Origin of the sequence: Pseudomonas sp. Ag1 (genome assembly GCF_000278565.1) — a bacterium.
Lineage (GTDB): Bacteria > Pseudomonadota > Gammaproteobacteria > Pseudomonadales > Pseudomonadaceae > Aquipseudomonas.
In genome coordinates this window covers 216,543-238,185 of the sequence record NZ_AKVH01000108.1, presented here as the reverse complement: position 1 = coordinate 238,185, position 21,643 = coordinate 216,543, and the positions used below count along the sequence as shown (strand labels likewise).

Annotated in this window: 22 protein-coding genes and 1 pseudogene; 11 read left to right on the top strand and 12 right to left on the bottom strand. The window is 60.4% G+C overall.

The window, feature by feature from the left end; genetic code table 11:
* Positions 1-11: 11 nt before the first annotated feature.
* Both A462_RS07495 and A462_RS07500 read right to left on the bottom strand, forming a co-directional pair.
* Positions 12-974 carry a putative 2-dehydropantoate 2-reductase gene (locus A462_RS07495; protein ID WP_008437763.1) on the bottom strand — a complete coding sequence of 321 codons (963 nt, stop codon included), beginning with the start codon at positions 972-974 and terminating at the stop codon, positions 12-14.
* The gene (locus A462_RS07500) at positions 971-1,363 is read right to left on the bottom strand and encodes a hypothetical protein (protein WP_003218715.1); all 393 of its coding nucleotides are present in this window, start codon (positions 1,361-1,363) and stop codon (positions 971-973) included. The genes A462_RS07495 and A462_RS07500 overlap by 4 nt, the downstream gene beginning before the upstream one ends.
* On the opposite strand from A462_RS07500, the gene A462_RS07505 reads away from it, so the two are divergent.
* Positions 1,362-1,796 (top strand): PilZ domain-containing protein, encoded by a 435-nt coding sequence (locus A462_RS07505; RefSeq protein WP_008437761.1) that lies wholly within the window; start codon positions 1,362-1,364, stop codon positions 1,794-1,796. The genes A462_RS07500 and A462_RS07505 overlap by 2 nt on opposite strands.
* A gap of 133 nt (positions 1,797-1,929) precedes the next feature.
* Complete coding sequence (locus A462_RS07510; RefSeq protein WP_003218719.1) at positions 1,930-3,006, top strand: 3-deoxy-7-phosphoheptulonate synthase; 1,077 nt, start codon at positions 1,930-1,932, stop codon at positions 3,004-3,006.
* A 114-nt stretch (positions 3,007-3,120) separates the two neighbouring features.
* On the opposite strand, the gene A462_RS07515 is transcribed toward A462_RS07510, so the two are convergent.
* Positions 3,121-3,402, bottom strand: coding sequence for a GNAT family N-acetyltransferase (locus A462_RS07515; protein ID WP_003189869.1), 282 nt, complete (start codon positions 3,400-3,402; stop codon positions 3,121-3,123).
* A 626-nt stretch (positions 3,403-4,028) separates the two neighbouring features.
* On the opposite strand from A462_RS07515, the gene oprI reads away from it, so the two are divergent.
* Positions 4,029-4,280 carry an outer membrane lipoprotei OprI gene (oprI, locus tag A462_RS07520; protein ID WP_003172710.1) on the top strand — a complete coding sequence of 84 codons (252 nt, stop codon included), beginning with the start codon at positions 4,029-4,031 and terminating at the stop codon, positions 4,278-4,280.
* A 132-nt stretch (positions 4,281-4,412) separates the two neighbouring features.
* On the opposite strand, the gene A462_RS07525 is transcribed toward oprI, so the two are convergent.
* From A462_RS07525 to A462_RS07535, 3 genes are all read right to left on the bottom strand, one after another.
* Positions 4,413-5,381, bottom strand: a complete 969-nt coding sequence (locus A462_RS07525) for a L,D-transpeptidase family protein (protein ID WP_008437756.1) — start codon at positions 5,379-5,381, stop codon at positions 4,413-4,415.
* A 72-nt stretch (positions 5,382-5,453) separates the two neighbouring features.
* Positions 5,454-5,747: a hypothetical protein gene (locus A462_RS07530; protein ID WP_003218723.1), complete on the bottom strand. Its 294-nt coding sequence runs from the start codon at positions 5,745-5,747 to the stop codon at positions 5,454-5,456.
* Positions 5,748-5,805: 58 nt separating this feature from the next.
* Positions 5,806-6,411, bottom strand: coding sequence for an arylesterase (locus A462_RS07535; protein WP_003218725.1), 606 nt, complete (start codon positions 6,409-6,411; stop codon positions 5,806-5,808).
* A 10-nt stretch (positions 6,412-6,421) separates the two neighbouring features.
* Here A462_RS07535 and A462_RS07540 point away from each other — a divergent pair, with 10 nt between their 5' ends.
* Together A462_RS07540 and A462_RS07545 are read left to right on the top strand one after the other, a co-directional pair.
* Positions 6,422-7,105, top strand: coding sequence for an ABC transporter ATP-binding protein (locus A462_RS07540; protein ID WP_008437754.1), 684 nt, complete (start codon positions 6,422-6,424; stop codon positions 7,103-7,105).
* Positions 7,105-9,615 carry an ABC transporter permease gene (locus A462_RS07545; RefSeq protein WP_008437753.1) on the top strand — a complete coding sequence of 837 codons (2,511 nt, stop codon included), beginning with the start codon at positions 7,105-7,107 and terminating at the stop codon, positions 9,613-9,615. The genes A462_RS07540 and A462_RS07545 overlap by 1 nt, the downstream gene beginning before the upstream one ends.
* 46 nt (positions 9,616-9,661) lie before the next feature.
* On the opposite strand, the gene greB is transcribed toward A462_RS07545, so the two are convergent.
* Together greB and A462_RS07555 are read right to left on the bottom strand one after the other, a co-directional pair.
* Positions 9,662-10,135: a transcription elongation factor GreB gene (greB, locus tag A462_RS07550; RefSeq protein WP_008437752.1), complete on the bottom strand. Its 474-nt coding sequence runs from the start codon at positions 10,133-10,135 to the stop codon at positions 9,662-9,664.
* Between the two features lie 152 nt (positions 10,136-10,287).
* Complete coding sequence (locus tag A462_RS07555) at positions 10,288-11,517, bottom strand: hypothetical protein (protein ID WP_008437751.1); 1,230 nt, start codon at positions 11,515-11,517, stop codon at positions 10,288-10,290.
* A gap of 304 nt (positions 11,518-11,821) precedes the next feature.
* On the opposite strand from A462_RS07555, the gene A462_RS0132680 reads away from it, so the two are divergent.
* The 3 genes from A462_RS0132680 to A462_RS07565 are packed head-to-tail and all read left to right on the top strand — an operon-like array spanning position 11,822 to position 15,291.
* On the top strand, positions 11,822-12,748 hold the full coding sequence (locus A462_RS0132680) for an ABC transporter ATP-binding protein (RefSeq protein ID WP_008437750.1): 927 nt from the start codon (positions 11,822-11,824) through the stop codon (positions 12,746-12,748).
* Complete coding sequence (locus A462_RS07560) at positions 12,745-13,470, top strand: ABC transporter permease (protein ID WP_008437749.1); 726 nt, start codon at positions 12,745-12,747, stop codon at positions 13,468-13,470. Before A462_RS0132680 ends, A462_RS07560 begins: the two co-directional genes overlap by 4 nt.
* Positions 13,471-13,485: 15 nt before the next feature.
* Positions 13,486-15,291 carry a Gldg family protein gene (locus A462_RS07565; protein ID WP_008437748.1) on the top strand — a complete coding sequence of 602 codons (1,806 nt, stop codon included), beginning with the start codon at positions 13,486-13,488 and terminating at the stop codon, positions 15,289-15,291.
* 4 nt (positions 15,292-15,295) lie between these two features.
* On the opposite strand, the gene A462_RS07570 is transcribed toward A462_RS07565, so the two are convergent.
* The 3 genes from A462_RS07570 to A462_RS07580 all read right to left on the bottom strand — a co-directional run bounded on the left by A462_RS07570 (position 15,296) and on the right by A462_RS07580 (position 17,820).
* Complete coding sequence (locus A462_RS07570) at positions 15,296-15,604, bottom strand: hypothetical protein (RefSeq protein WP_003218736.1); 309 nt, start codon at positions 15,602-15,604, stop codon at positions 15,296-15,298.
* Between the two features lie 255 nt (positions 15,605-15,859).
* Positions 15,860-16,294, bottom strand: a complete 435-nt coding sequence (locus tag A462_RS07575) for a DoxX family protein (RefSeq protein WP_003218737.1) — start codon at positions 16,292-16,294, stop codon at positions 15,860-15,862.
* A 104-nt stretch (positions 16,295-16,398) separates the two neighbouring features.
* Positions 16,399-17,820: a transglycosylase SLT domain-containing protein gene (locus tag A462_RS07580; RefSeq protein ID WP_003218738.1), complete on the bottom strand. Its 1,422-nt coding sequence runs from the start codon at positions 17,818-17,820 to the stop codon at positions 16,399-16,401.
* Between the two features lie 238 nt (positions 17,821-18,058).
* Between A462_RS07580 and A462_RS07585 the strand changes: the two genes are divergently transcribed.
* From A462_RS07585 to A462_RS07595, 3 genes and pseudogenes are all read left to right on the top strand, one after another.
* Positions 18,059-18,865, top strand: a complete 807-nt coding sequence (locus tag A462_RS07585) for a TatD family hydrolase (RefSeq protein ID WP_008437745.1) — start codon at positions 18,059-18,061, stop codon at positions 18,863-18,865.
* A gap of 96 nt (positions 18,866-18,961) precedes the next feature.
* Positions 18,962-20,443 carry a methyl-accepting chemotaxis protein gene (locus tag A462_RS07590; protein WP_008437743.1) on the top strand — a complete coding sequence of 494 codons (1,482 nt, stop codon included), beginning with the start codon at positions 18,962-18,964 and terminating at the stop codon, positions 20,441-20,443.
* Positions 20,444-20,551: 108 nt separating this feature from the next.
* Positions 20,552-20,809 (top strand): annotated as a pseudogene (locus A462_RS07595) (terminase); the annotation flags it as partial.
* Positions 20,810-20,828: 19 nt separating this feature from the next.
* Here the strand turns inward: A462_RS07595 and A462_RS07600 are convergent.
* Entirely contained in the window at positions 20,829-21,626 is a 798-nt protein-coding gene (locus A462_RS07600) for an acyl-CoA thioesterase (protein WP_008437738.1), read from the bottom strand.
* Between the last annotated feature and the right edge of the window lie 17 nt (positions 21,627-21,643).

Sequence of the window (21,643 nt, the reverse complement as noted above, 5' to 3'; positions counted from 1 at the left end):
GTTCCCCCCAATCAGCGGTTATGCCGATCCATAAAACTCAAGGCCTGATACAGCGCCTGCATGCGTGGCAATTCACAACCCGCCGCGTTGGCCGCGGCCAAGGGGCGCGCGTAGATCGCCGCCAGTTCCAGCGGGCGCTTGTGCACGTAATCGTGATACATGCTGGGCAAGTAGTCATCCATGCTCTCGGTCATGGTGAACATCTGCCCGGCGTAACTGGCGGGAATCTCATGCCCGCAGGCGTGGGCGCCCTGCACCACTTCGGCCATCAGCGCCTGGATCAGTTCGCGGCTGGACTCATCCGCCATCATCGCCGTGGTGCCCGTGCCGAACAATACCGAGAGGCCGTTGTAAGGCACGTTCCACACCAGTTTATGCCAGCGCGCCTGGTGCACATTGGCCATGGCCTGGGAATCGATACCGGCCTGGTGAAACAGCGCGGCGCCTTCTTCGACGATGGCTTGCCGACCGCTGTCATCGTTGGCCGCGGGGCCACTGTGGTAACCCAGGTTGACCCGGCCCAGCGCCTGATGCTCGACGATCCCGGGACCGGAACGGTGCACGCCGATGTAGCACAGGCCACCCAGCAGGTGCAGCGACGGCGGCAGGTGTTCACGCAGGCTGTCCTCTACGTCGAGGCCATTTTGCAACAGGATTATCCTGGCGTCCGGGGCGGCAACTTGAGCGATGGTCGGGGCCAGTTCGACATTCCCGGTCGATTTGGTGCCCACCAGCAGCCAGTCGCACGGCGGCATGTCGGCGGCGCGGGCATAAGCCTGTACCGGGTGAAGGTGCACGGTTCCGTGGATCGTGCTGTTGAGTTGCAGGCCGCGCTCGCTGACCGCCGCGTACTCGCTGCGCAGCAGGAAATGCACATCGAAGCCGGCGCGCGCGAGCATCACACCGTAGTAGCCACCAATGGCCCCGGTGCCGATGATCCCGATCCGTGGCGACTGTTTTGTTACTTCGGTCATGGCAACTCCTCTGGTATTCGTTTGAGCGCCTGCTGCACACCTTGAGTCAGGTCGCTGGCGGTCAGACGCGTCAGTGACGCTAATATTCCATGGAATTTCCCGTCACACACCACAAACAACGCCGGCAGGTGAAAGATCTCGTAGCGCTCCACTGCCCCGCCATTGTGACCCGCATCCACCCAGCACACCCGGTCCACCGGCAAGTCCCAACCCGGCAGTTGCTGGTGCAGGAAGCGGCAACGCGAGCAGCCGTCACCGGTAAACACCACCAGGGACGTGCCGGGAAGCCCCAGTAATTGCTGGTCGATATCCAGGTCGGTAAGTTGCAGTTCTTTCACTATACTGCTGCCACCGCCGTCAACTGGACGGTGCTCGGAGTCCGTGTGCATGGGTCGTTTCTTTCCTCACCCTGATGATGTCGCTGTCGAAATAACCCAACGCCCCATTTCCGGCATTTCCCGCCAACGGCTGCACACTATCGGCCTGGGCGGCGTCGCATGCAATTGCCCGCGCGCCTGGCGCCAGGGCGCGGCCATCGAGTTGCACATCCCCTCACTGGGCCAGACGGCCCGCTATCCGGGCTATGTGGCATGGTGCCGCAAGGCCGAAAACGGCTACCGCGTCGACATTGCCTTTACCGATGAGCAGGCCTTGTTCGGTGCGCGAATGGGTGAGCAAGTGTGCCAGATCGAACGGTACTGCCGCCTCCACGAAGGCGCCGAGCCCACACTCGGGCAGAGCGAAGCGCTGGCCCGGGAATGGGTCACGCGCCATGCCGGCGAGTTCTCCCATGAGGCTTTTGTGCTGCCAGCGCTGGATTAAAGCGGACGTTGCCCATTGTCTCGCAGCCTTGTAACGCGCTAAGGTTCCGCTCCCCGCTGCACTTAAATCATGCTGTGCTCCGCCGCACGGGGATCGCTGGCGGCCGGCACCCGTGACCCTGACGAGTAACACGATGGCTGATTTACCGATCAACGACCTTAACGTCGAATCCAACGAGACCCTGATCACGCCCGATCAGCTCAAGCGCGAAATCCCCCTGAGCGACGCTGCCCTGCAGACCGTCACCAAGGGCCGCGAAGTCATCCGTGAGATTCTCGACGGCACCGACCACCGCCTGTTCGTGGTCATCGGGCCGTGCTCGATCCATGACCTCAAGGCTGCCCACGAATACGCCGAGCGCCTGAAGGTGCTGGCGGCGGAAGTGTCCGACACCTTGTACCTGGTGATGCGTGTCTATTTCGAGAAGCCGCGTACCACCGTCGGCTGGAAAGGCTTGATCAACGACCCGTACCTGGACGACTCGTTCAAGATCCAGGATGGCCTGCACATCGGTCGTCAATTGCTGCTGGACCTGGCGGAAATGGGCCTGCCGACGGCAACCGAAGCCCTGGACCCGATTTCCCCGCAGTACCTGCAAGACCTGATCAGCTGGTCGGCAATTGGTGCACGCACCACCGAATCCCAGACTCACCGCGAAATGGCTTCCGGCCTGTCCTCGGCCGTGGGTTTCAAGAACGGTACCGATGGCGGCCTGACCGTGGCGATCAACGCCCTGCAGTCGGTCTCCAGCCCGCACCGCTTCCTGGGTATCAACCAGGAAGGTGGCGTGTCCATCGTCACCACCAAGGGCAACGCCTACGGTCACGTGGTACTGCGTGGCGGCAATGGCAAGCCCAACTATGATTCGGTCAGCGTGGCCTTGTGCGAACAGGCGCTGAACAAGGCGAAGATCAAGCCGAACATCATGGTCGATTGCAGCCACGCCAACTCCAACAAGGACCCGGCCCTGCAACCGCTGGTGATGGAGAACGTGGCCAACCAGATTCTGGAAGGCAACCAGTCGATCATCGGCCTGATGGTCGAAAGCCACCTGAACTGGGGCTGCCAGGCGATTCCAAAGGACCTGGCCGACCTGCAATACGGCGTGTCGATCACCGATGCGTGCATCGACTGGTCTGCCACCGAGACCACCTTGCGCAGCATGCACGCCAAGCTCAAGGACGTGTTGCCCAAGCGCCAGCGCGGCTGAGCACAGACTGCGGACACAAAAACGCCGGGCTAAACCCGGCGTTTTTTTTGATCGTTCCCCCGCCCTGCGTGGGAATGCATCCTGGGATGCTCTGCGTACCGCCCTACTCAATGCTCAAAGCTTCGCGGCATGGCGCTGGTGGCGCTCCATGTAGCGCTCAACGTAGGAGCAGGACGGGATCACCGTATAACCTGCCTCTTCGGCGAACTTCAACGCTTCCTCGGTCAGCGCGGCAGCAATGCCACGGCCGCGCAATGCGTTGGGCACGAAGGTGCGATAGATATCCAGGGTCTGCTTCCCGAGATCCATATAGGTCAGATAGGCACGATGACCGTCCACATTGGTCTCGAACTGATGACCAGCCTGGTCATGGTGGATGGACAACGCCTCGCTCATCACTACTCCTCGCGGGTCTTGGTTTCTGACCCCTACCTTACCGATGTTTTTCCGGCGAAGGAACATCTACGCCACCCGGTGCCGGTTTCGACAACGAGAAAAGCGGCCAGTGCCTTGCACTAGCGCTCACAACCAGCACAGGGAAATAGTAGGCGCCAATCGCACAATTGCTCAAGACGCGCTCGTCTTCCGTTGCGCTGGCGGACATAGAAAGGGCCAATCGAGATTCCTTACGTCGATGGCCTGAACATTGCCGGCAGTTGAAGCTTGAGACGAACACGCGCTCTTAAAGTCACCTCAACATGCACAAAAGATACCGAATGGCGAAAAGACAATCTGAACAATAGTGTCAGGGACGATATATAAAATGACTTATGTTTACATGGCTTAACACATGCCAGCCGGCCCTTTCAGGCTGGATCCAATCCTCGGCCGAGTGCAAAAATCTGCATATTTTTTATACAGACTCTCGAAAGATTAGCCAAAATAGATTGGACGCGAGAATTTTTTTTGCTTCTTGCGCTACGTCAGTTTACTTACTACAAGTAATGGGTAGTATGTACGCCGGCTATTAGCTCACTCTGAGAAAGTAGCCATTTAATAGAAAGTCCTTGAAGGGGAACACGATGAACAACGTTCTGAAATTCTCTGCTCTGGCTCTGGCCGCAGTTCTGGCTACCGGTTGCAGCAGCGTCTCCAAAGAAACCGAAGCTCGTCTGACTGCAACTGAAGACGCAGCAGCACGCTCCCAGGCTCGTGCAGACGAAGCCTACCGTAAAGCTGATGAAGCTCTGGCTGCTGCTCAAAAAGCACAACAGACTGCTGACGAAGCTAACGAGCGCGCTCTGCGCATGCTTGAAAAAGCAAGCCGCAAGTAATAATCCTCCGGGGTTGTTATCAAGCCGATCCATTCTTGGATCGGCTTTTTTTTGCCTGTGATTTGGCTGGATTCCAGACAATAAAAAACCCGTCACCGCGCGAGGCGATAACGGGTTATGGATCGTGCAGGCTTACTGCTGCAGATCGACCGGCGTACTCGATACCATCGGCGCCCCGCCGGGTACACCGATTTCCGTCGGCAAACCGTCTTCAGCCGCAACCACGTCACGCACCTGGTCCCAGTTGACCCGCAGGTTGCTGGACAGGTCTTCACGCTTGAGCAAGGCGTTGATGACGGCGGTGTGCTTGTCGACGACCGATGGGGTGCCATCGTCGTTCAGCGGCGTATGGGCTTCCAGGTAGACCTTGCCCCCGGCCGCGCCGAACTTGTAGGCGTCGTTGATAATCCGCACCGACGTGCCCACCGGCACCATGTCGGCCATTTCCAGCACGTTGTTGTTGAACATGCGGAAGCAACCGTGGCTGGTACGGGTACCGATGCCGAACTTCATGTTGGAACCGTGGATCAGGTAGCCCGGCGTGCCGAGGGTGAACTTGAACGGCCCCAGCGGGTTGTCCGGGCCCGCCGGCACGACGTTGGGCAACGGGTCGCCATTGGCGGCGTGTTCTGCCTTGATCGAGGCTGGCGGGGTCCAGGTCGGGTTCGGGATCTTGCCCGTGATGGTGGTGTGGGCCACTGGCGAGCCCCAGCCTTCACGGCCAATCCCCAACGGGAACGTGTACACCACGTTCTGGCCCTTGGGGTAGTAGTAGAGCCGGTACTCCGCCAGGTTGATCACGATGCCTTCACGCGGGCCGGGCGGCAGGATGAAGCGCGTCGGCAACACGATCTCGGTACCCGCTCCCGGCAGCCAGGCATCCACGCCCGGGTTGGCCGCGACCATCTCCGAATAACCCAGGTCGTAGGTGGTGCCGAGGTCCGCGAAGGTATCTTCGTACTTGGCCTTGATCACCTGGACCTGGCCAACGATATCTTCACCCGGTGGCGGCAAAGGCAACTGCAAGGCTGCAGCAGGACCGGCCGCGCAGAGCGCAGCGAGAGACAGGCAGCAGGTGACGGCGGAAAGGCGCGACAACATCCGGGAATTCCTTCGCAGATCGACGGGTAGTAGAAAATGGATTGTACACGGCTGCCCGGCGGGCACCCATATTCAAAGCTCGAAGCGCAGCTCTGGCCAGATCGGCGGTGTGCCGCGTTTTTGCGACTCGAGGATCGCCCGGCACAGGGGGCACAAACGCTGGTCCTGGAAGATCGAGCGATCCACCGATGACCAGCGCGGCTGGGCAGGCAACAACGTGCCGCAGAGGGTGCGGTCGATGGACCCGCCCAACTCCAATTGACGCGTCACCAGATGCACCCGGACTTCCTGGCAGGCGAACAGATCCAGCTGTTCGTCAGGCTCGATCAGTTGGTAGGCAAACAGTGACCAGGCAGGACGCGACATCGGGGGCTCCAAATCGGGGGGGCGCCACCTTAGCCGAAAGACCGCTGCTAGAAAAGCGTCATAGCAGTGGTTTTAGCGTTGGCCAGACATTTTCCAGCAACTTGCCCTGCGCGCCAACCGCCGGGTGCAATTGGTCAGCCTGCATCAGGTCCGGATGACCACCGACGCCTTCAAGGAAAAACGGCACCAGCGGGACGCTTTTTTCCTTGGCCAGGGCCGGGTAGACATTAGCAAACGCGGTGGTGTATTTCGGCCCGTAATTAGGCGGCAACTGCATGCCCAGCAGCAGCACCTTGGCACCGCTGGCCTTGGACTGTTCAATCATCGATGCAAGATTTTGTTTCAATTGCTCGGGTGGCTGCCCACGCAGGCCGTCATTGCCGCCCAGCTCAATGATCACCAGGTCCGGCTTATGCTCTGCAAGCGCCGCCGGCAGCCGCGCCCGGCCTCCGGCACTGGTGTCGCCGCTGATAGAGGCGTTGACCACTTTATCGTCGAAACCTTCGCTCTTGAGCCGTTGTCCCAACAACGCTACCCACCCTTTGCTGGTATCCAGCCCGAAACCGGCACTGATACTATCGCCAACGATCAGGACTGTACCCGCCGCTGCGTTCTGGGCCATGCACATCAAGGCCAGGCCAGCACTCAAAAACCACATTCGCATTGGATTCTCCATGGGCGCAAGCATTCTCACCGCGCGAAACCTTAGCAAAGTGGTTCCCAGCGCGGAAGGTGAACTGACTATCCTGCACGAACTGAGCCTGGAACTGAACAAGGGCGATAGCCTGGCTATCGTCGGCGCCTCCGGTTCCGGCAAATCCACCCTCCTCGGCCTGCTGGCCGGCCTCGACCTGCCCAGCAGTGGCGAAGTCACCCTCGCCGGCCAGGCCCTGAGTACCCTCGACGAAGACCAGCGTGCACGCATCCGCGCCGAGCACGTGGGGTTTGTGTTCCAGTCCTTCCAGTTGCTCGACAGCCTCAACGCGCTGGAAAACGTGATGCTGCCCCTGGAGCTGGACGGCCGCAAGGACGCCCGCGAGCGCGCCCAGCACCTGCTGGAGCGTGTCGGCCTGGGCCAGCGTCTCACCCACTCGCCGCGCCAACTCTCGGGGGGTGAGCAGCAACGGGTAGCGATTGCCCGGGCGTTTGCTGCCGAACCAGACGTGCTGTTTGCCGATGAACCCACCGGCAACCTCGACAGCCATACCGGCGAGCGCATCAGCGACCTGCTGTTCGAACTCAACAAAGAGAGCGGCACGACCCTGGTGCTGGTGACCCATGACGAGCGCCTGGCCCACCGTTGCCGTCGCCTGATCCGTCTTGAAGCCGGCCTGATGGTCGCGCCCCTGGAGCCTTGATGGCACGCTTGCCCTTGTTGCGCCTGTTCAGCCTTGCCCTTCGCCAGTTGCTGCGCGATGCCCGCGCCGGCGAACTGCGTGTGCTGTTCTTCGCCCTGCTGGTGGCCGTGGCCGCCAGCACCGCCATCGGTTACTTCGGTGCCCGCCTGAACGGCGCGATGATGTTGCGCGCCACCGAGTTCCTGGCGGCCGACCTCGTGCTGGAAGGCAGTTCACCCGCCCGCACCGAGCAAATCCAGAGTGGCACCGAGCTGGGCCTGCAGCACGCCAGGGTGGTGGAATTCTCCAGCGTGATTGCCACTGACGCCGGCATCCAGCTGTCCAGCATCAAGGCGGTCAACGAGGCGTATCCGTTGCGCGGCGAGCTGAAGAGCGCCGCCGAACCCTTCGCCGAAGAAACTGCCGGAGGTGGCCCCAAACCCGGTGAAGCCTGGGTGGAAGCACGGCTGTTGACGGCACTGAACCTGAAAATCGGCGACAGCATCGACGTCGGCATGAAGACCCTGCGCCTTTCCCGCGTGCTGACCTATGAGCCGGATCGCGCCGGCAACTTCTATAGCCTGACGCCCAGGGTGATGATCAACCTGGCCGACCTTGACGCCACCGGCGTGGTGCAGCCCGGCAGTCGCGTGAGTTATCGCGACCTGTGGCGAGCGCCACAGGGCGGCACCGTGCTGCAAACCTATCGCGACCTGGTCAAGCCCGGCCTGGCTGCCAACCAGCGGCTGCAGGATGCGCGCGACGGCAACCAGCAGATCGGCGGCGCGCTGGGCAAGGCCGAACGTTACTTGAACATGGCCAGCCTGGTGGCGGTGCTGCTCTCCGGCGTGGCCGTGGCGCTCTCGGCCAATCGCTTCGCCAGCCGACGCTTTGATGCCAGCGCCTTGCTGCGCTGCCTCGGGTTGTCGCGACGCGAAACCATGTTGCTGTTCAGCCTGCAATTGGCCGTGCTGGGGTTGCTGGCCAGCCTGACCGGCGCCCTGCTCGGCTGGCTGGCGCAATTGGGCCTGTTTGCGCTGTTGCATAACCTGCTGCCGGCGGACGTTCCACCCGGCGGGCTGCTGCCGGCCGTTGCCGGGATTGGCACCGGGCTGGTAGCCCTCGCCGGTTTCGCCCTGCCGCCGCTGGCCGCCCTGGGGCGGGTGCCGCCACTGCGGGTATTGCGCCGCGACTTGCTGCCAATCCCTTCCAGCACCTGGATGGTCTACGGCGCCGCACTCTTCGCCCTGGGCCTGATCATGTGGCGCTTGAGCCTCGACCTGGTGCTGACCTTCGCCCTGCTGGGCGGCGGCGTGATTGCCGCGCTGGTTCTCGGCGGCCTGCTGCTCCTGTTGCTGCAAAGCCTGCGACGCCTGCTGGCCCGGGCCTCCCTGCCCTGGCGCCTGGGGCTGGGCCAGTTGCTGCGTCATCCCCTGGCCGCCGCGGGGCAGTCACTGGCGTTCGGGCTGATCCTGTTATCCATGGGCTTGATCGCGTTGTTGCGCGGCGAATTGCTGGATACCTGGCAGAACCAGTTGCCCAAGGACGCCCCCAACTATTTCGCCCTGAACATCCTGCCCGCCGACAAAGACACCTTCGGCGCACGCCTGCTGGAATTACAGGCGCAATCGGCTCCGTTGTATCCGGTGGTACCGGGACGACTGATCAGCATCAATGGCTCGCCAGTGCAGGAGATTGTCAGCAAGGACTCCAGCGGCGATCGTGCAGTACAGCGAGACTTGAGCCTGACCTGGGCCGCCGACCTGCCACCGGGCAACAAGCTGACGGCGGGCTCCTGGTGGACGGCGCAACCGACCGACGAGATTCCAGGCGTCTCGGTGGAGGCCAAAGTCGCCGACAGCCTGAAACTCAAGCTCAACGATCACCTGGTGTTTACCGTCGGCGGGGAAAACCGCGAAGCGCGGGTCACCAGCCTGCGGGAAATCAACTGGGACAACTTCCAGCCCAACTTCTTCATGATCTTCCAGCCCGGCACCCTGAAGGACCTGCCGGCCACCTACCTGACCAGCTTCTACCTCGCACCCGGCCATGACCAACAGATCGTCGACCTGTCCCGGGCCTTCCCGGCGGTGACCATCCTGCAGGTGGAGGCACTGCTGGAACAACTGCGCAGCATCCTGGCCCAGGTCACCCTGGCGGTGGAGTACGTGCTGTTGTTTGTCCTGGCAGCGGGGATGGCCGTGTTGTTCTCCGGGCTCCAGGCAACCCTCGATGAGCGGATTCGCCAGGGCGCCCTGCTGCGGGCGCTGGGGGCTGAGCGCAAGTTGCTGGTCAAGGCCCGGCGTATCGAGTTCGGGTTGTTGGGCGCAGTCAGCGGGCTGTTGGCAGCGCTGGGCACTGAACTGGTGACACTGGTGCTGTACCGCTACGCGTTCGACCTGACCTGGCACCCGCATCCGTGGCTATTGCTGCTGCCGGTGATCGGCGCCGTGCTGATCGGCGGTGCCGGCGTGTTCGGCACCCGCCGCGCACTGAATGCCAGCCCGTTGACGGTGCTGCGCGAGGGCTGAAAACGCAAATGGCCCGCACGCGTTCATGCGTACGGGCCATCCGTTGTCACTTCACATATTCGATAGCGGTGATCCACCAGCACACTTCGCCACTCGGGGTCTGCACGAGCGCCTCGTCATCCACTTCCTTGCGCAACAGTGCCCGGGCCATGGGTGAGTCGATGGAGATGTAGTCCATACGCTCATAGATCTCGTCGTACCCCACGATGCGAAACCGCTTGGTCTCGCCCTGTTCGTTTTCAATCTCCACCCAGGCGCCGAAAAACACCTTCCCTTCCTGCTCGGGCATGTACTCGACCACGCGCATGTCTTCCAGGCGCTTGCGTAAATAACGCACCCGACGATCAATTTCCCGCAGCAGCTTCTTGTTGTACTGGTAGTCGGCGTTTTCGCTCCTGTCCCCCAGGGAGGCCGCCCACGTCACTTTGCGGGTGGTATCAGGGCGCTTTTCTCGCCACAGGTAATCAAGCTCCTTTTTCAGGGCCTCATGACCTTCTTTGGTAATCAGCTTGGTGCTCAAAAGCTCTACATCCCCTGGAAGTTTGCATTTTTCAGACCCGCTGCCGCATCAGGCACAACGCATTTAACGCCCGATGTCGGCTGTGGGGGTCGATGATAAATGAACTCGGGAAAGTAGCCAGACCCACCGGCGGATTCCGGCAACGACGCGTATCAGTCAGCCTCCGTCTGGGTCGGGCCGCATTCAGGCTGGCCGCGCCCGTTCTCGCCAAGCCATGCAAGTGACTCATCCAGGGATTGAAGCGTAACCCTCAGGTTGTCCCGCAGGACAGGCAACTGGAACAGCGCAGCCGTCAGCTGTTGCTCCTTGAGACGCACCGCAAGGTCACGGTCATGCAACTGGGCTTCCTGGCTCTCCAGGTAGCGCGCACGCTCGTCCATTCGACGCTGCTCTGTCTGGTTCAGCGCCGAGCTGCCAGCCAGATGCTCCTCCCGGAGGGCCAGCGTGCGGGCCAACTGTTCCAGGGACGTTTCCTTTTCGGCAATCCTGTCGGCACTCCGCTGACTCTCCTGCTCAAGGTCAGCCCTTTCCTGGCGCAGTTCGAGACGCAACTGATCAAGCGCTTCTTCCTGCTTGAGCACGCTGAGCTTTTGCTGCGTCAGCTCCTGTGACAATCGGGAAAGATTGGCCAGCGTATCGTCCACTTCAAACAACGAGGCTGACTCATTCCGGGCAGGCATGGGCGGCGGCGCCTGGGGGACCGGTTCAGGTTGTTGGACTATGGGCGCCGGCACTGGCGCAGCGACAGCAGGCGCCTCGATCGGTGCCTGTAGTGGCGCCTCAACGAGCGGCTCGGATATCTCGAGCTCAGCCTCGGGCGCCTGCGTCACCGGCTCGGGCAATGACCGCGCAGGCTCTGAAGGATCGGGGGACCTGGGAGCAGACACCATTCTTGAGGAGAAACGAATCGACGGCACGATCAACGTATTGCTTTCAATGGCGGGCAAACCGGGCGCCGACGTTCCCAGGGTAATCACCTTCATCACCAGGGATTTCTTGATCGTCAACGAGTGATGATCTTCAGGCCTGGCCGGGGGCAATTTGCAGCCTTTCAAATCAACAAAATGAAAGGGAATCTGAGTTTCGCCGCTGCTTGCAGATTTTGCCCCGGGAGCAGCCGCGAGCGTCAGGATTTGCTTGAAGACATGGGTCGCTATTTGCAGGTCTTCCTTGGAGTCTATCGCCCCCAGAAAGTAACGTTCGGACTTTTTGCGCAACGCTGCGATGTACACCCGTGAACTACCGGGCTCTGTTTCTTCATCCAGACTGTAGGCAAGAAAGTTTGAAGAGATCTGCGCCACCGCAAAACCACAAAGCAGTGCACCATTGACCGGTGCATCATGCCCGGACTGTTCAAGAACAAGGGTACGTAGAAGCAGCATGACATCAGGCTCCATTTCAAATTGGCATAAACTTTAAATAAACACCAAATAAACAACGACTGTAATTAAATCATCAAAAGCAAAACAATTGTTTCAGCGAGTCATAGTCTGGCATGTAGGACTTATCTTATTCAGCCCCCTCAGCATTTCCAAGAGCGTTTATTGAACGTACCATTTTTTAACAGTGCGACGTCGGAAAAGCTTCAACATAAAAAGATTTCAAGCATTGAATTTCGAACATTCACAACCTGCTGTTCACCCAGGTTAATCCAGCCTTGCCATATCCATTCAGTAGAAAAGCATAATGATAGAGATAACGAGCCTGACAAAAACCATGGGCGGAAAAAACATTATTCATGACTTCTCATTCAACGCTCAACCCCAGGAATGCATCGGGCTGTTTGGAAATGATGGTGCGGGAAAAACAACTATTATCAAAATGATCTCAGGCTCGACTACACCCTCTTCAGGCCATATAAAAATATTCGGTAACGATATCGCCCTGAACGCATTCCAGGCAAAGAAAGTCACCGGCTACCAGCCAGAGCGACTCTTGAGCCATGGTGCAATGAGTGTAAAGGCCTTTCTCGGTTTCATTGCCGAAATACGTGGATTCCGCGGCGCGGAAAAACGCAAGATGATTGACCGGGCAGTTGCACGGCTTGAGTTGTGGCGGATACTCAAAAGCCCGGTGGAAACCCTCACGGACGGGTTGAAACGCAAGGTAGCCATCGCCCAGGCAATCCTGCATGACCCCGGCCTGCTGTTGCTCGACGAGCCAACAGAAGGTCTGAGTGCCGACCAGAAACACAAAGTCAGAATGCTCATCAAGTCGCTCAGCGACGAGATGACGATCATTGTCGCGTCCCGTGCGCCGGAAGAACTGACCGGTATTTGTACCCGCGCACTGGTGATAGCCGACGGTCGATTGGTGGCAGACACGTCGGTGCCCGAACTGCAGCGCAGCTCCCGTCATCACCAGGCGGTCACCCTTGCAGCCGATACACCGCTGGACCTGTTGGCCCTGGCGGTATTGCCCGGGGTCGCCGGCATCGAGGAAGACCGCGAGACTCCCGGCACAGTGACCGTACTCGCCCTGCCGGGGCAAATCATCTACCCCCACATCAATGCACTGGTCACCCAGCGCCGCTGGAAGCTCAATGCCCTGAACCTGGAAGCCGGGCGCCTGGATGACGTTGTGCACCATATGAGCCAGGAGGCATCGATTTGAAACTTCTCCCGGTCATATTCAAGCGTCAACTGGTCAGTTATCTTTCGGCACCCCTCACTTACCTGAGCACTGCGGTTTTCCTGACCGCCGCTGCTGTATTTGGCTTCCATGCAACCCGGTTACTGGAAGTCGGCAGTGCCGACTTGCAGGGCTTCTTCCAGTTGCACCCCTGGCTCTACTTACTGTTGACACCTGTTCTATGCACTCGGCTTTGGGCCGACGAGCCCACCACCGGTTCCATGGAGTTGCTGAAAACCCTGCCCGTCACACGTTTCGAGATAGTGGTCGGAAAGTTCCTGGCGGCCTGGATTGTTTCTGGCGTGGCCCTGCTGTTGACCTTCCCGATAGTTATCACCGTCAACTATTTTGGCAATCCGGACAATACAGTCATTGCGTCACAATACCTGGGAAGTTGGGTATTGGCCGGATGTTATCTATCCGTGGGCTGTTTTATCTGCGCACTGACACACCATCGCGCGATTATATTCACCGTAACCCTGTGCTTGCTGCTGACCGCCAGTGGCCTGTCATCCATTCTTGATGCAATTGAACATCAAGTTCCGGTATGGCTGATTGACCGCCTTCTTTCCCTGAGCCCGTCTGCGCGTTTTGCCGCCATTGACCAAGGGGTACTGGCTCTTCAAGACAGTTTGTACTTCATCAGTATGATCATCGCCTTTCTTGGCGCGACGGTCATTGTCCTGAATGTAAGAAACGGTTGAGAAGGACACATCACGATGAAAACGCGACTAAGTGCCAGCCTCACAATTATCACGCTGCTGTTACTGTTTCTCGCTTTTAACCTGGTCTGGGCACTGAAACTTCCAAATCCACGGCTGGATTTTTCGGAACAGAACATCCATACACTTTCCGATCCTGTACAGGCTATGCTCGGTTCACTGGAAACACCGGTGGATCTGTACTTCTTCAATTCAAGCAACCGTGCACACAAAGCCAACGCCGTTGAAAGCTACGCTAAACGGGTAGAGCTGTTGCTCAAGGAATATGAAAAAGCGGCAAAGGGCAAAATCAACCTGCACCTCATCGACCCCACCCCTTTTTCTGAAGATGAATACAAAGCCAGGTTACTGGGACTTGACGAACAACACGGATTCTTCGGCCTGGTGGGTACCAGCGCGGGCCATGCGCCCCATAGCATCCCGTCATTCAGCCCGGACCGGGAGTCACTGCTGGAGTATGAAATCAGCCATTTGATTCATAAGGTGATCCACCCCGAGCAACCCATTGTGGGCTTGATCTCCCGGCTGCCAATAAACGGTGAGCGAGATGAACGCAACGGCGTTAATACGCCTCCCTGGCAGGTGTTGCAGGAGATCCGTCGCCAGTTCAACGTGGTGAGCCTGGAGCCGGGTATCGCGCAAATTCCTGAACACGTCAAAACCCTGATGGTGATTCATCCCGGCAACCTGCCTGACCAAACCCTCTACGCAATAGACCAGTTTGTATTGGGCGCAGGCAAGTTGATGATGTTTATCGACCCGCTTGTCGGGCTGGACACCAGCGTCACGGCCCCGGAAAACCCCAAGCTGGAAGCATTGCTGTCCGCCTGGGGCATCCAGATGCCCGCGAACAAGGTGATTGCCGATCGCGACTATGCCACTTCGGTGATCCTGACCACAGGCCAGCCGCCTGTGCGCCATCCCGCGGCACTGACCTTGCCCCGCCAGGCGATGGCACAGGATGACATCAGCGCCTGGAAACTTCACAACGTCAACGTCTTGAGCAGCGGCGCCCTGGCCCCAGCCAAGAGAAGCCGCATGACCTTCACCCCGTTGCTGCAAAGCTCCGCGCACGCCGCGCTGTTTGAGGCAGAGCGCTTCGCCCTGCCAGCGCAGCTCAATTCACTGATCAATGAAACAGCCACTCGCGCTCAACAACAAGTGATCGCCGCCCGCGTCGAAGGGCCCGCCTATTCCGCCTTTCCTGACGGCATCAGTGGGCGTAACACCGGCTTGCAAAAGGCTGCGAACATCCATGTGGTCGTGGTCGCCGACACTGACCTGCTCAGCGATCGTGTGTCTGGAATGCTCCAGAAGCATCGCGCGGCGGGTGGCGCGTTGTCAGATAACGCGATGTTTGTATTGAACACCCTGGACAACCTGGCGGCGCCCGATGCACTGATGAACATTCGCCCCCGCGCAGGCGGTGCTCGATCACTGCAGGTGCTGCAGGCAATGCGCGAAGACGCGGCACTGGCCTACGGTGAGAAGTCCGCCGAACTGGCGCAACGCCTGGAACAAACGGAAAAGGAATGGCAACTGCTCAACCCCCCGACAATTTCCCCGGGCCCTCAGGCTGCAACCTCCAACACACTGCTGCAAGCGCTCAACAAGGAGCGCTTGCGAATCCCCATGGAAATTCACGCGCTGAAGGTCCAGTCATACGCCGAGGTTCACGCCCTGGAACGCAAAGTGAAGCTGCTCAATATCGTGCCTGTACCGCTGATACTGTGCCTGATTGCGGGGGGTATTTTCCTGTTGCGTCGCCGTCACCGGCACCTGCCTTCAGCAGCATTCTACTGAGGGCTCAACGCCGGGCGATCAGCCCTTGCCGGGCAATGCGGGTCAGTTGGCGTATCACTTCGCCCGCGTCGCTGGCACTGGGTGCCTGAATGACGGCCAGGTCGAAGCTGTTGGACGCAAAGCGCGCAAGGGAGTCGCCGTCTTCGACAAACTGGATCAGAAAGGCCGAAGGCCGCCCCGTGCGGCGCGGCCAGCCATCCAGATAGCGCAGCAACGTCGGCTGATGCTTGCCGCCCAAGAGGATTTTAGGATTGCGTTGGGTCAGGTCCGCGGTGATCGGGGCCAGGCGTATGAGGGGGCGTAGTGCATTCATTGTGTCGTGTCTCTGCCTCAAAAGTCTGCGGGCAGGTGAGAGGCAACACCGAACCAGCGCTTTAGCGGAATTTCGAAGCTGGCCCATGGCTCTGGCTTCTGTCGGGACTGTGATCAGTCACCCGTGGCGCCCCGCAATTAGCTGTTTAAATCGGCGCATGGGCAACATCCTAGAGAAGCCTGTAGGGCGGTGTCAAGAATCCCGAGCAACGAAAAGGCCCGCACTGGGCGGGCCTTTTAAGGGGGGGTCGCGGTATCAGTGAGTGATGGCGCGGTCTGCGGACAATTTGCCCGCACCTTCCAACAACACGGCCAGCGTACCGCCCAGCAGCGCCAGGGCGAACTCGTAGCCGTTGTTGGCCATGAACAAACCGTTATGGATATGCACCGAGAAAATCGCCACCAGGGAAATGATCGACAGGCCGAGTGCCGCCGGCCGTGCCAGCAAGCCAATGATCAGCGCCAGCCCGGCGAAGAACTCGGTACCACCGGACAGCACCGCCATCAGGGTACCTGGGGCCAGGCCGATACTTTCCATCCACTGGGCAGTGCCCGCCAGGCCGCCGCCGCCAAACCAGCCAAAGAGTTTTTGCGAACCGTGGGCGGCGAAGATGATCCCGACAAAAATCCGCAGGACAGTCAGGCCGTAGCCGGCGCGGGTGGAGAGGATGCGGGTGATCAATGGGCTCATGCTGATAATCCTTTTCAAGGTAGGGGTTGGGTTGGCCGCTATATTAATCAGTTTAAACAATGATAAAAGCCGATAAAGCGGCTCATAATTATCGAATTAATAGATTATTTGCGTGAGGCAACCCGTGGCGCTGCCGGCTCCAACGACTCCCGCTCACGATCAAACGCCAGGTAATACTTGTTCACGCTATTAACATAGCTGACGCCGCTCATTCCCACCTGCTCCATGGCAATGCGCTCGACCTGGAAAAACCATTGGTTTGGGTTAAGCCCCCGCCGCCGCGCCTCGGCACGCATTCCCTGGACCCGCTCGGGCCCCATGTTGTAGGCCGCCAGCACAAACGCCATGCGCTCGCGCTCGTTGAGCTTGGGGCTTGAGAAGAACTTGCGCCGGATCATCGCCAGGTACCGCGCGCCCGCCTGCACATTGCTGTCCAGGCTTTCGATGTTGTTCACCCCGACCCGCTGCGCCGCCGATGGCGTGATCTGCATCAGCCCGGTGGGGCCGCCGCTGCTGCGAGCGCCAGGGTCCAGGGCAGACTCCTTGAACGCCAGCGCGGCCAGGTTCAGCCAGTCCATGCCCTGCTCGCGGGCATGCTTTTGCAGCACCGGGCGCAGTTTTTCCAGGCGCTGGCGGTCGACGCGAGCCAGTGGATAACGTACCTGGTAGAGGCGGCGGTAGATGCGCTGGAACGCCACATCCTGATCGGACGGCGTGCGGTAGGTCTTGAGGAAGCGATCAATACTGGCCCGCAGCATCGAGGCATCCTGGCGCACAAACCAATACTCTTCGCCCGGCTCGCTGATGGTCACTTGCCGGTCGAAACGCAGCTTGGGCAGGATCTTCGCCCAGCGTTCGGCAATCGGCCGCTCGACAATGGTCAGGTGGAAAATCCCGGCCTGTACCATCTCCAGCACGTCCTCTACCGCGAGGCTCGGATCCACCCATTCCACCTTCACCGGCGGCAATTTGTGCAGCGCCAGCTTCTGGTTGACCTGGCTGATCGCATCCGACGCGGCACTGCCCGTGGTCAAGGCCAGCGTGCGCCCGGACAGTTGCTCCAGCCGGGTAAACCGCCGCTCGCCCTTCAGCCCCACCAGCCATAACGGCACGTCGCTGGCGATCGGGTCGCTGGTGGCAATCTTGTGGGCGGCCTTCACATCCAGCAATTCGCCGGGTGCCACCAGGTCGCCCTCGCCACGGGCCAATGCGCCAATCAGCTGATCCTTGGCCTTGGGAATAATCTTGAGGTTGATTTCCTCGCCGTCACGGGCGTGACCGTTGAGGTATTGCTCGAAAGCGCGCAGGCGATGGTATTCAACACCGATGGCCTGGCCCTGGACTTCGCCGGAACTGTTGCGGCTCTGGTTGACCAATACCCGCAAGGTGCGGCTGCTGCGGATTTCCGCAAGGTCGCGGACCTTGCCGGGCCGGGTCACTTCCAGCGGCCCGTCCAGACGCGCAACCGCCGCCATGGGCAGCAGTAACGTCAGGCACAACACAAGCAACGCCGAGGGTCGGATCATCCGCTCTCCGGAAGAAAGAATACTGCCCATTGCTTCGCGAAAAACGAGGCGTTGGGGGACAGAAACAGAGCGCCATGAGCGCAGGCTTTGGGCGCAAGGGTGGCACGGCAGATGGCGACAAACCAAACACGGTGTTACTTGCGACTTTCAAAGACAGCTTTAACTCGTTGTAGTTCTTGGCTTTTCTTATAAATCTACAGCTCTGATATGCTTTCCGACCGCAGGCGGAGGTAGCACCATGCAACTCATTGATATCGGCGTCAACCTGACCAACCCAAGTTTCGACGAAAAGCACCAGGCCGTTCTCGACCGTGCCTACGCCGCCGGGGTGAGCCAATTGGTGCTCACCGGTACCAGTGTCGACGGCAGCGAACAGGCCCTGGAGCTGTGCCAGCAACTGGACGAAAGTGGCCAACGCCTGTTCGCCACCGCCGGCATTCACCCCCACTCTGCCAGTGACTGGAACGCCGAAAGCGCCAGGCGCCTGCGCGGCCTGCTCAAGGAAAGTCGCGTGCGTGCGGTGGGTGAATGCGGGCTGGATTTCAACCGGGATTTCTCACCGCGCTCCCAGCAGGAAAAAGTCCTCGAAGAACACCTGGCCCTGGCCGTGGAGTTGAAGCTCCCGGTATTCCTCCACGAACGTGACGCCAACCAGCGCCTGCTGGAAATCCTGCGGGACTACCGCGATCACCTGTCGGCCGCCGTGGTGCACTGCTTCACCGGCGAGCAGCGGGCGCTGTTCAGCTACCTCGACCTGGACCTGCATATCGGTATCACCGGCTGGATCTGTGACGAGCGCCGTGGGACGCACCTGCATCCGCTGGTCAGGGAAATCCCCCGGGGCCGTCTGATGCTGGAAAGCGACGCGCCCTACCTGCTGCCTCGCACCCTGCGGCCCAAGCCGAAAAACGGTCGCAACGAACCCGCCTATTTACCGGAAGTCCTACGGGAGGTCGCGTTGCACCGCGAAGAAACCGTGGAAGACCTGGCGCAACACAGCACCGCCTGTGCCCGCGCCTTTTTTGGATTGCCTGTGCCGGATTGACGCGGCGCATTGACCCATATCAAAACCCGGCATTCCGATAGCGGCACAATAATGGCACCTTGCCAATGCTGTTTCCGCTATCAGAGAAAACCTTCCATGGGTGCCTGGCTTAGCAACATCTCGCTGAAGTACAAATTCTGGGCCGTGAACGCGGTCGCCTTCATCACCACCCTGCTGCTGGTGTTGTACGCCGTGCAGCTTGAACAACAGGCCCGCAGCCAGGCCTCACAGGCGTCGGCGCAAGCCCAGGGGCGCTTGCTCGGTGCCTGGCCCGCCGGCCAGCCACTGCCCAAGGGCGAGTACTGGCTGACGTTTGCCAGGGGCAAAGTCCCACAACTGGGCGACGAAGATCTGTCAGCCCTGGCCAACGCCAGTGGCTGGGTGGATTTCAATCACATGCCACTGCTCGGCGAAAACCCGCTGATGGGCGCCGAAGTAATCAGCCGTGCCGACGGTCAACAGGTCGCCGTGCTGGCCTACGGGCCCAGCTTGAGCCAAGTGTTCGAAGAACGCTTCGCCAACTACGCCGTAGCGGTGATGATTCTGATGCTGGCCATGCTCGGCGCTTCACAGCTGCTGATCCGCTTTCTCCTCAGCCAGCTCAACACCTTGAAAGACGTGATGCTGCACGTCGAGAAAACCGGCGACCTCTCGGCCCGCGTCCCCCTGGCCTGCAAGGATGAAGTCGGGCAGATGGCCAGCGCCTTCAACGCGATGCAGGCGGGTTATCAACGGGTGGTCAACACGGTTGCGCGCACCGCCAGGCAACTGGACGACGGCGCCGCACGCCTGGCCAGCAGCATGAACGAGGTGCAGCACGGCATGCTCGGCCAGCAAAGCGAAACCGACCAGGCCGCCACGGCGATCAACGAGATGACCGCCACCGTCTACCACATCGCCCAGCACGCCGGCGCCACCCGCGACCTGTCACAGACGGCCGATACTCTCGCCGGCAGCGGCCAGGAAGTGGTCAGCCGGGTACAGCGCTCGATTGCCGGGCTGTCCACCGGCGTGCAGCAGACCGCCGAAATGATCCAGAAGCTGGCCGAGGACAGCCAGAAAATCAATGGCGTGGTCGGGGTGATTCACAGCATCGCCGAACAGACCAACCTGCTGGCCCTCAACGCCGCCATCGAAGCCGCCCGCGCCGGCGAAATGGGCCGGGGTTTTGCCGTGGTCGCCGACGAAGTGCGCAACCTGGCCAAGCGGGTGCAAAGCTCCACCGATGAAATCACCCGCATGGTGTCCGCCCTGCAAGCCGGCACCCGGGACGCGGTGGATTTCATGCAGGAAAGCTCGTTCAAGGCCGACGACTGTGTGCAACAGGCTCAAGAAGCCGGGATTGCCCTCGCCGAGATCACCGGCGCGGTGGCGCAGATGCGCGAGAGCAACACGCAGATTGCCGTGGCTGCCGAGCAGCAAAGCCATGTGGCCGAGGAAATGAATCGGGCGGTGGTGAGCATTCGGGACGTCACCGAAAACACCGTGCAGCAGACGGTAGACTCGGCGACCACCAGCAATGAGCTGGCGACCCTGGCCGGGGAACTGAGCAAGGCCATCGGCCAGTTGCGGCTTTAACCCCTGAAGGGGTGGCTATGGCCCCCATAGCCATCCTTGATTCGCGGCCCCACCCTGCCCGACCTAAACTCTGCTCAAGATGTTTCAACGGACAGAGGAATCACGATCATGGGCAAACGTCATCCAAATATCCCCGCCTGGCAATGGCGCACCCACCCGCAAAATCACCAGCACGGGACCAATCAAGTGTTGCAGCTGATTGCGCTGCCACTCCTGGTCATCGGTTTTCTGTTGATGGCATCGGGCGTGTTCAGCGAGAACCTGGCGAGTGCCGCCATCGGTATCGTCGGCATTCTGGCAGCCCTTGGATTGCAGCATCACGGTCGCCGCCTGGAGGCACGCGGCAGCGACGCCTCCGGCGATCAACACTTGCTGGTCTGAGGACTCAGGCGAACACCACCACCGACTGGCGGCTGATAGCGATCAACTGGCCGTCGGGGCTCCACAACTGCGCAGCCGCATGGCCATAGCCATCGCGGGCGTGCTCGATGTGGACCAGGTATTGGCACCAGTCCAGGGTGCTCAGGTTTTGCAGCGGTTGGACAAACTCGATGGTCCAGGTCAGTGTGCTGCCGGCCGCCGGTTGTTTCAGGTGCGGCAACACCGACGGTGGCCACGCATCCACCAGCGCGAGGATGTGCGCTTCGGTCAGCGGCTCTTCCTTTACATCGCCACGCAAGCGCACCCAGCCGCCCATCTCCCGGGATGTATTGCCGGTGAACGGCAGGCCACCGACGCTCCAGCGCATCGCCAGGTGGCGCATGAACTCCGGCGTCACGCCTTTGATGTAGGGCAACTCCTGGCATTCATCCCAATGTTTGAAGGTGGGCGCCGGTTCGGCGGCGACGTCAATCTGCGAAGGCCGTGATGCGCCAAAACTGGCCTGCACCAGGGTCATCGTTTCACCGTTCTGCACCACACGTCCCAGCACTTGGCTGACGGCCTTGCCTTCGCGCAACACTTCGACCTCGTAGCGGGCCGGCACATCCGGCGCCACCGGCCCCACAAAGGTGATCGCCAGTGAGCGCAACGGGCGATCCGCAGGGACTTTCGCCCGCAAGGCCTCGTACTCCAACGCCGCAACCAGCCCGCCAAAGCTGGCGCGGCCCTGGGCCCATTCGGCCGGGATCGAAACGTCCAACGGGTGGCTGCGGGCAGCGTCGAGCAAATCACTAAAGCGCATGGCGGTCTCAACTTGAA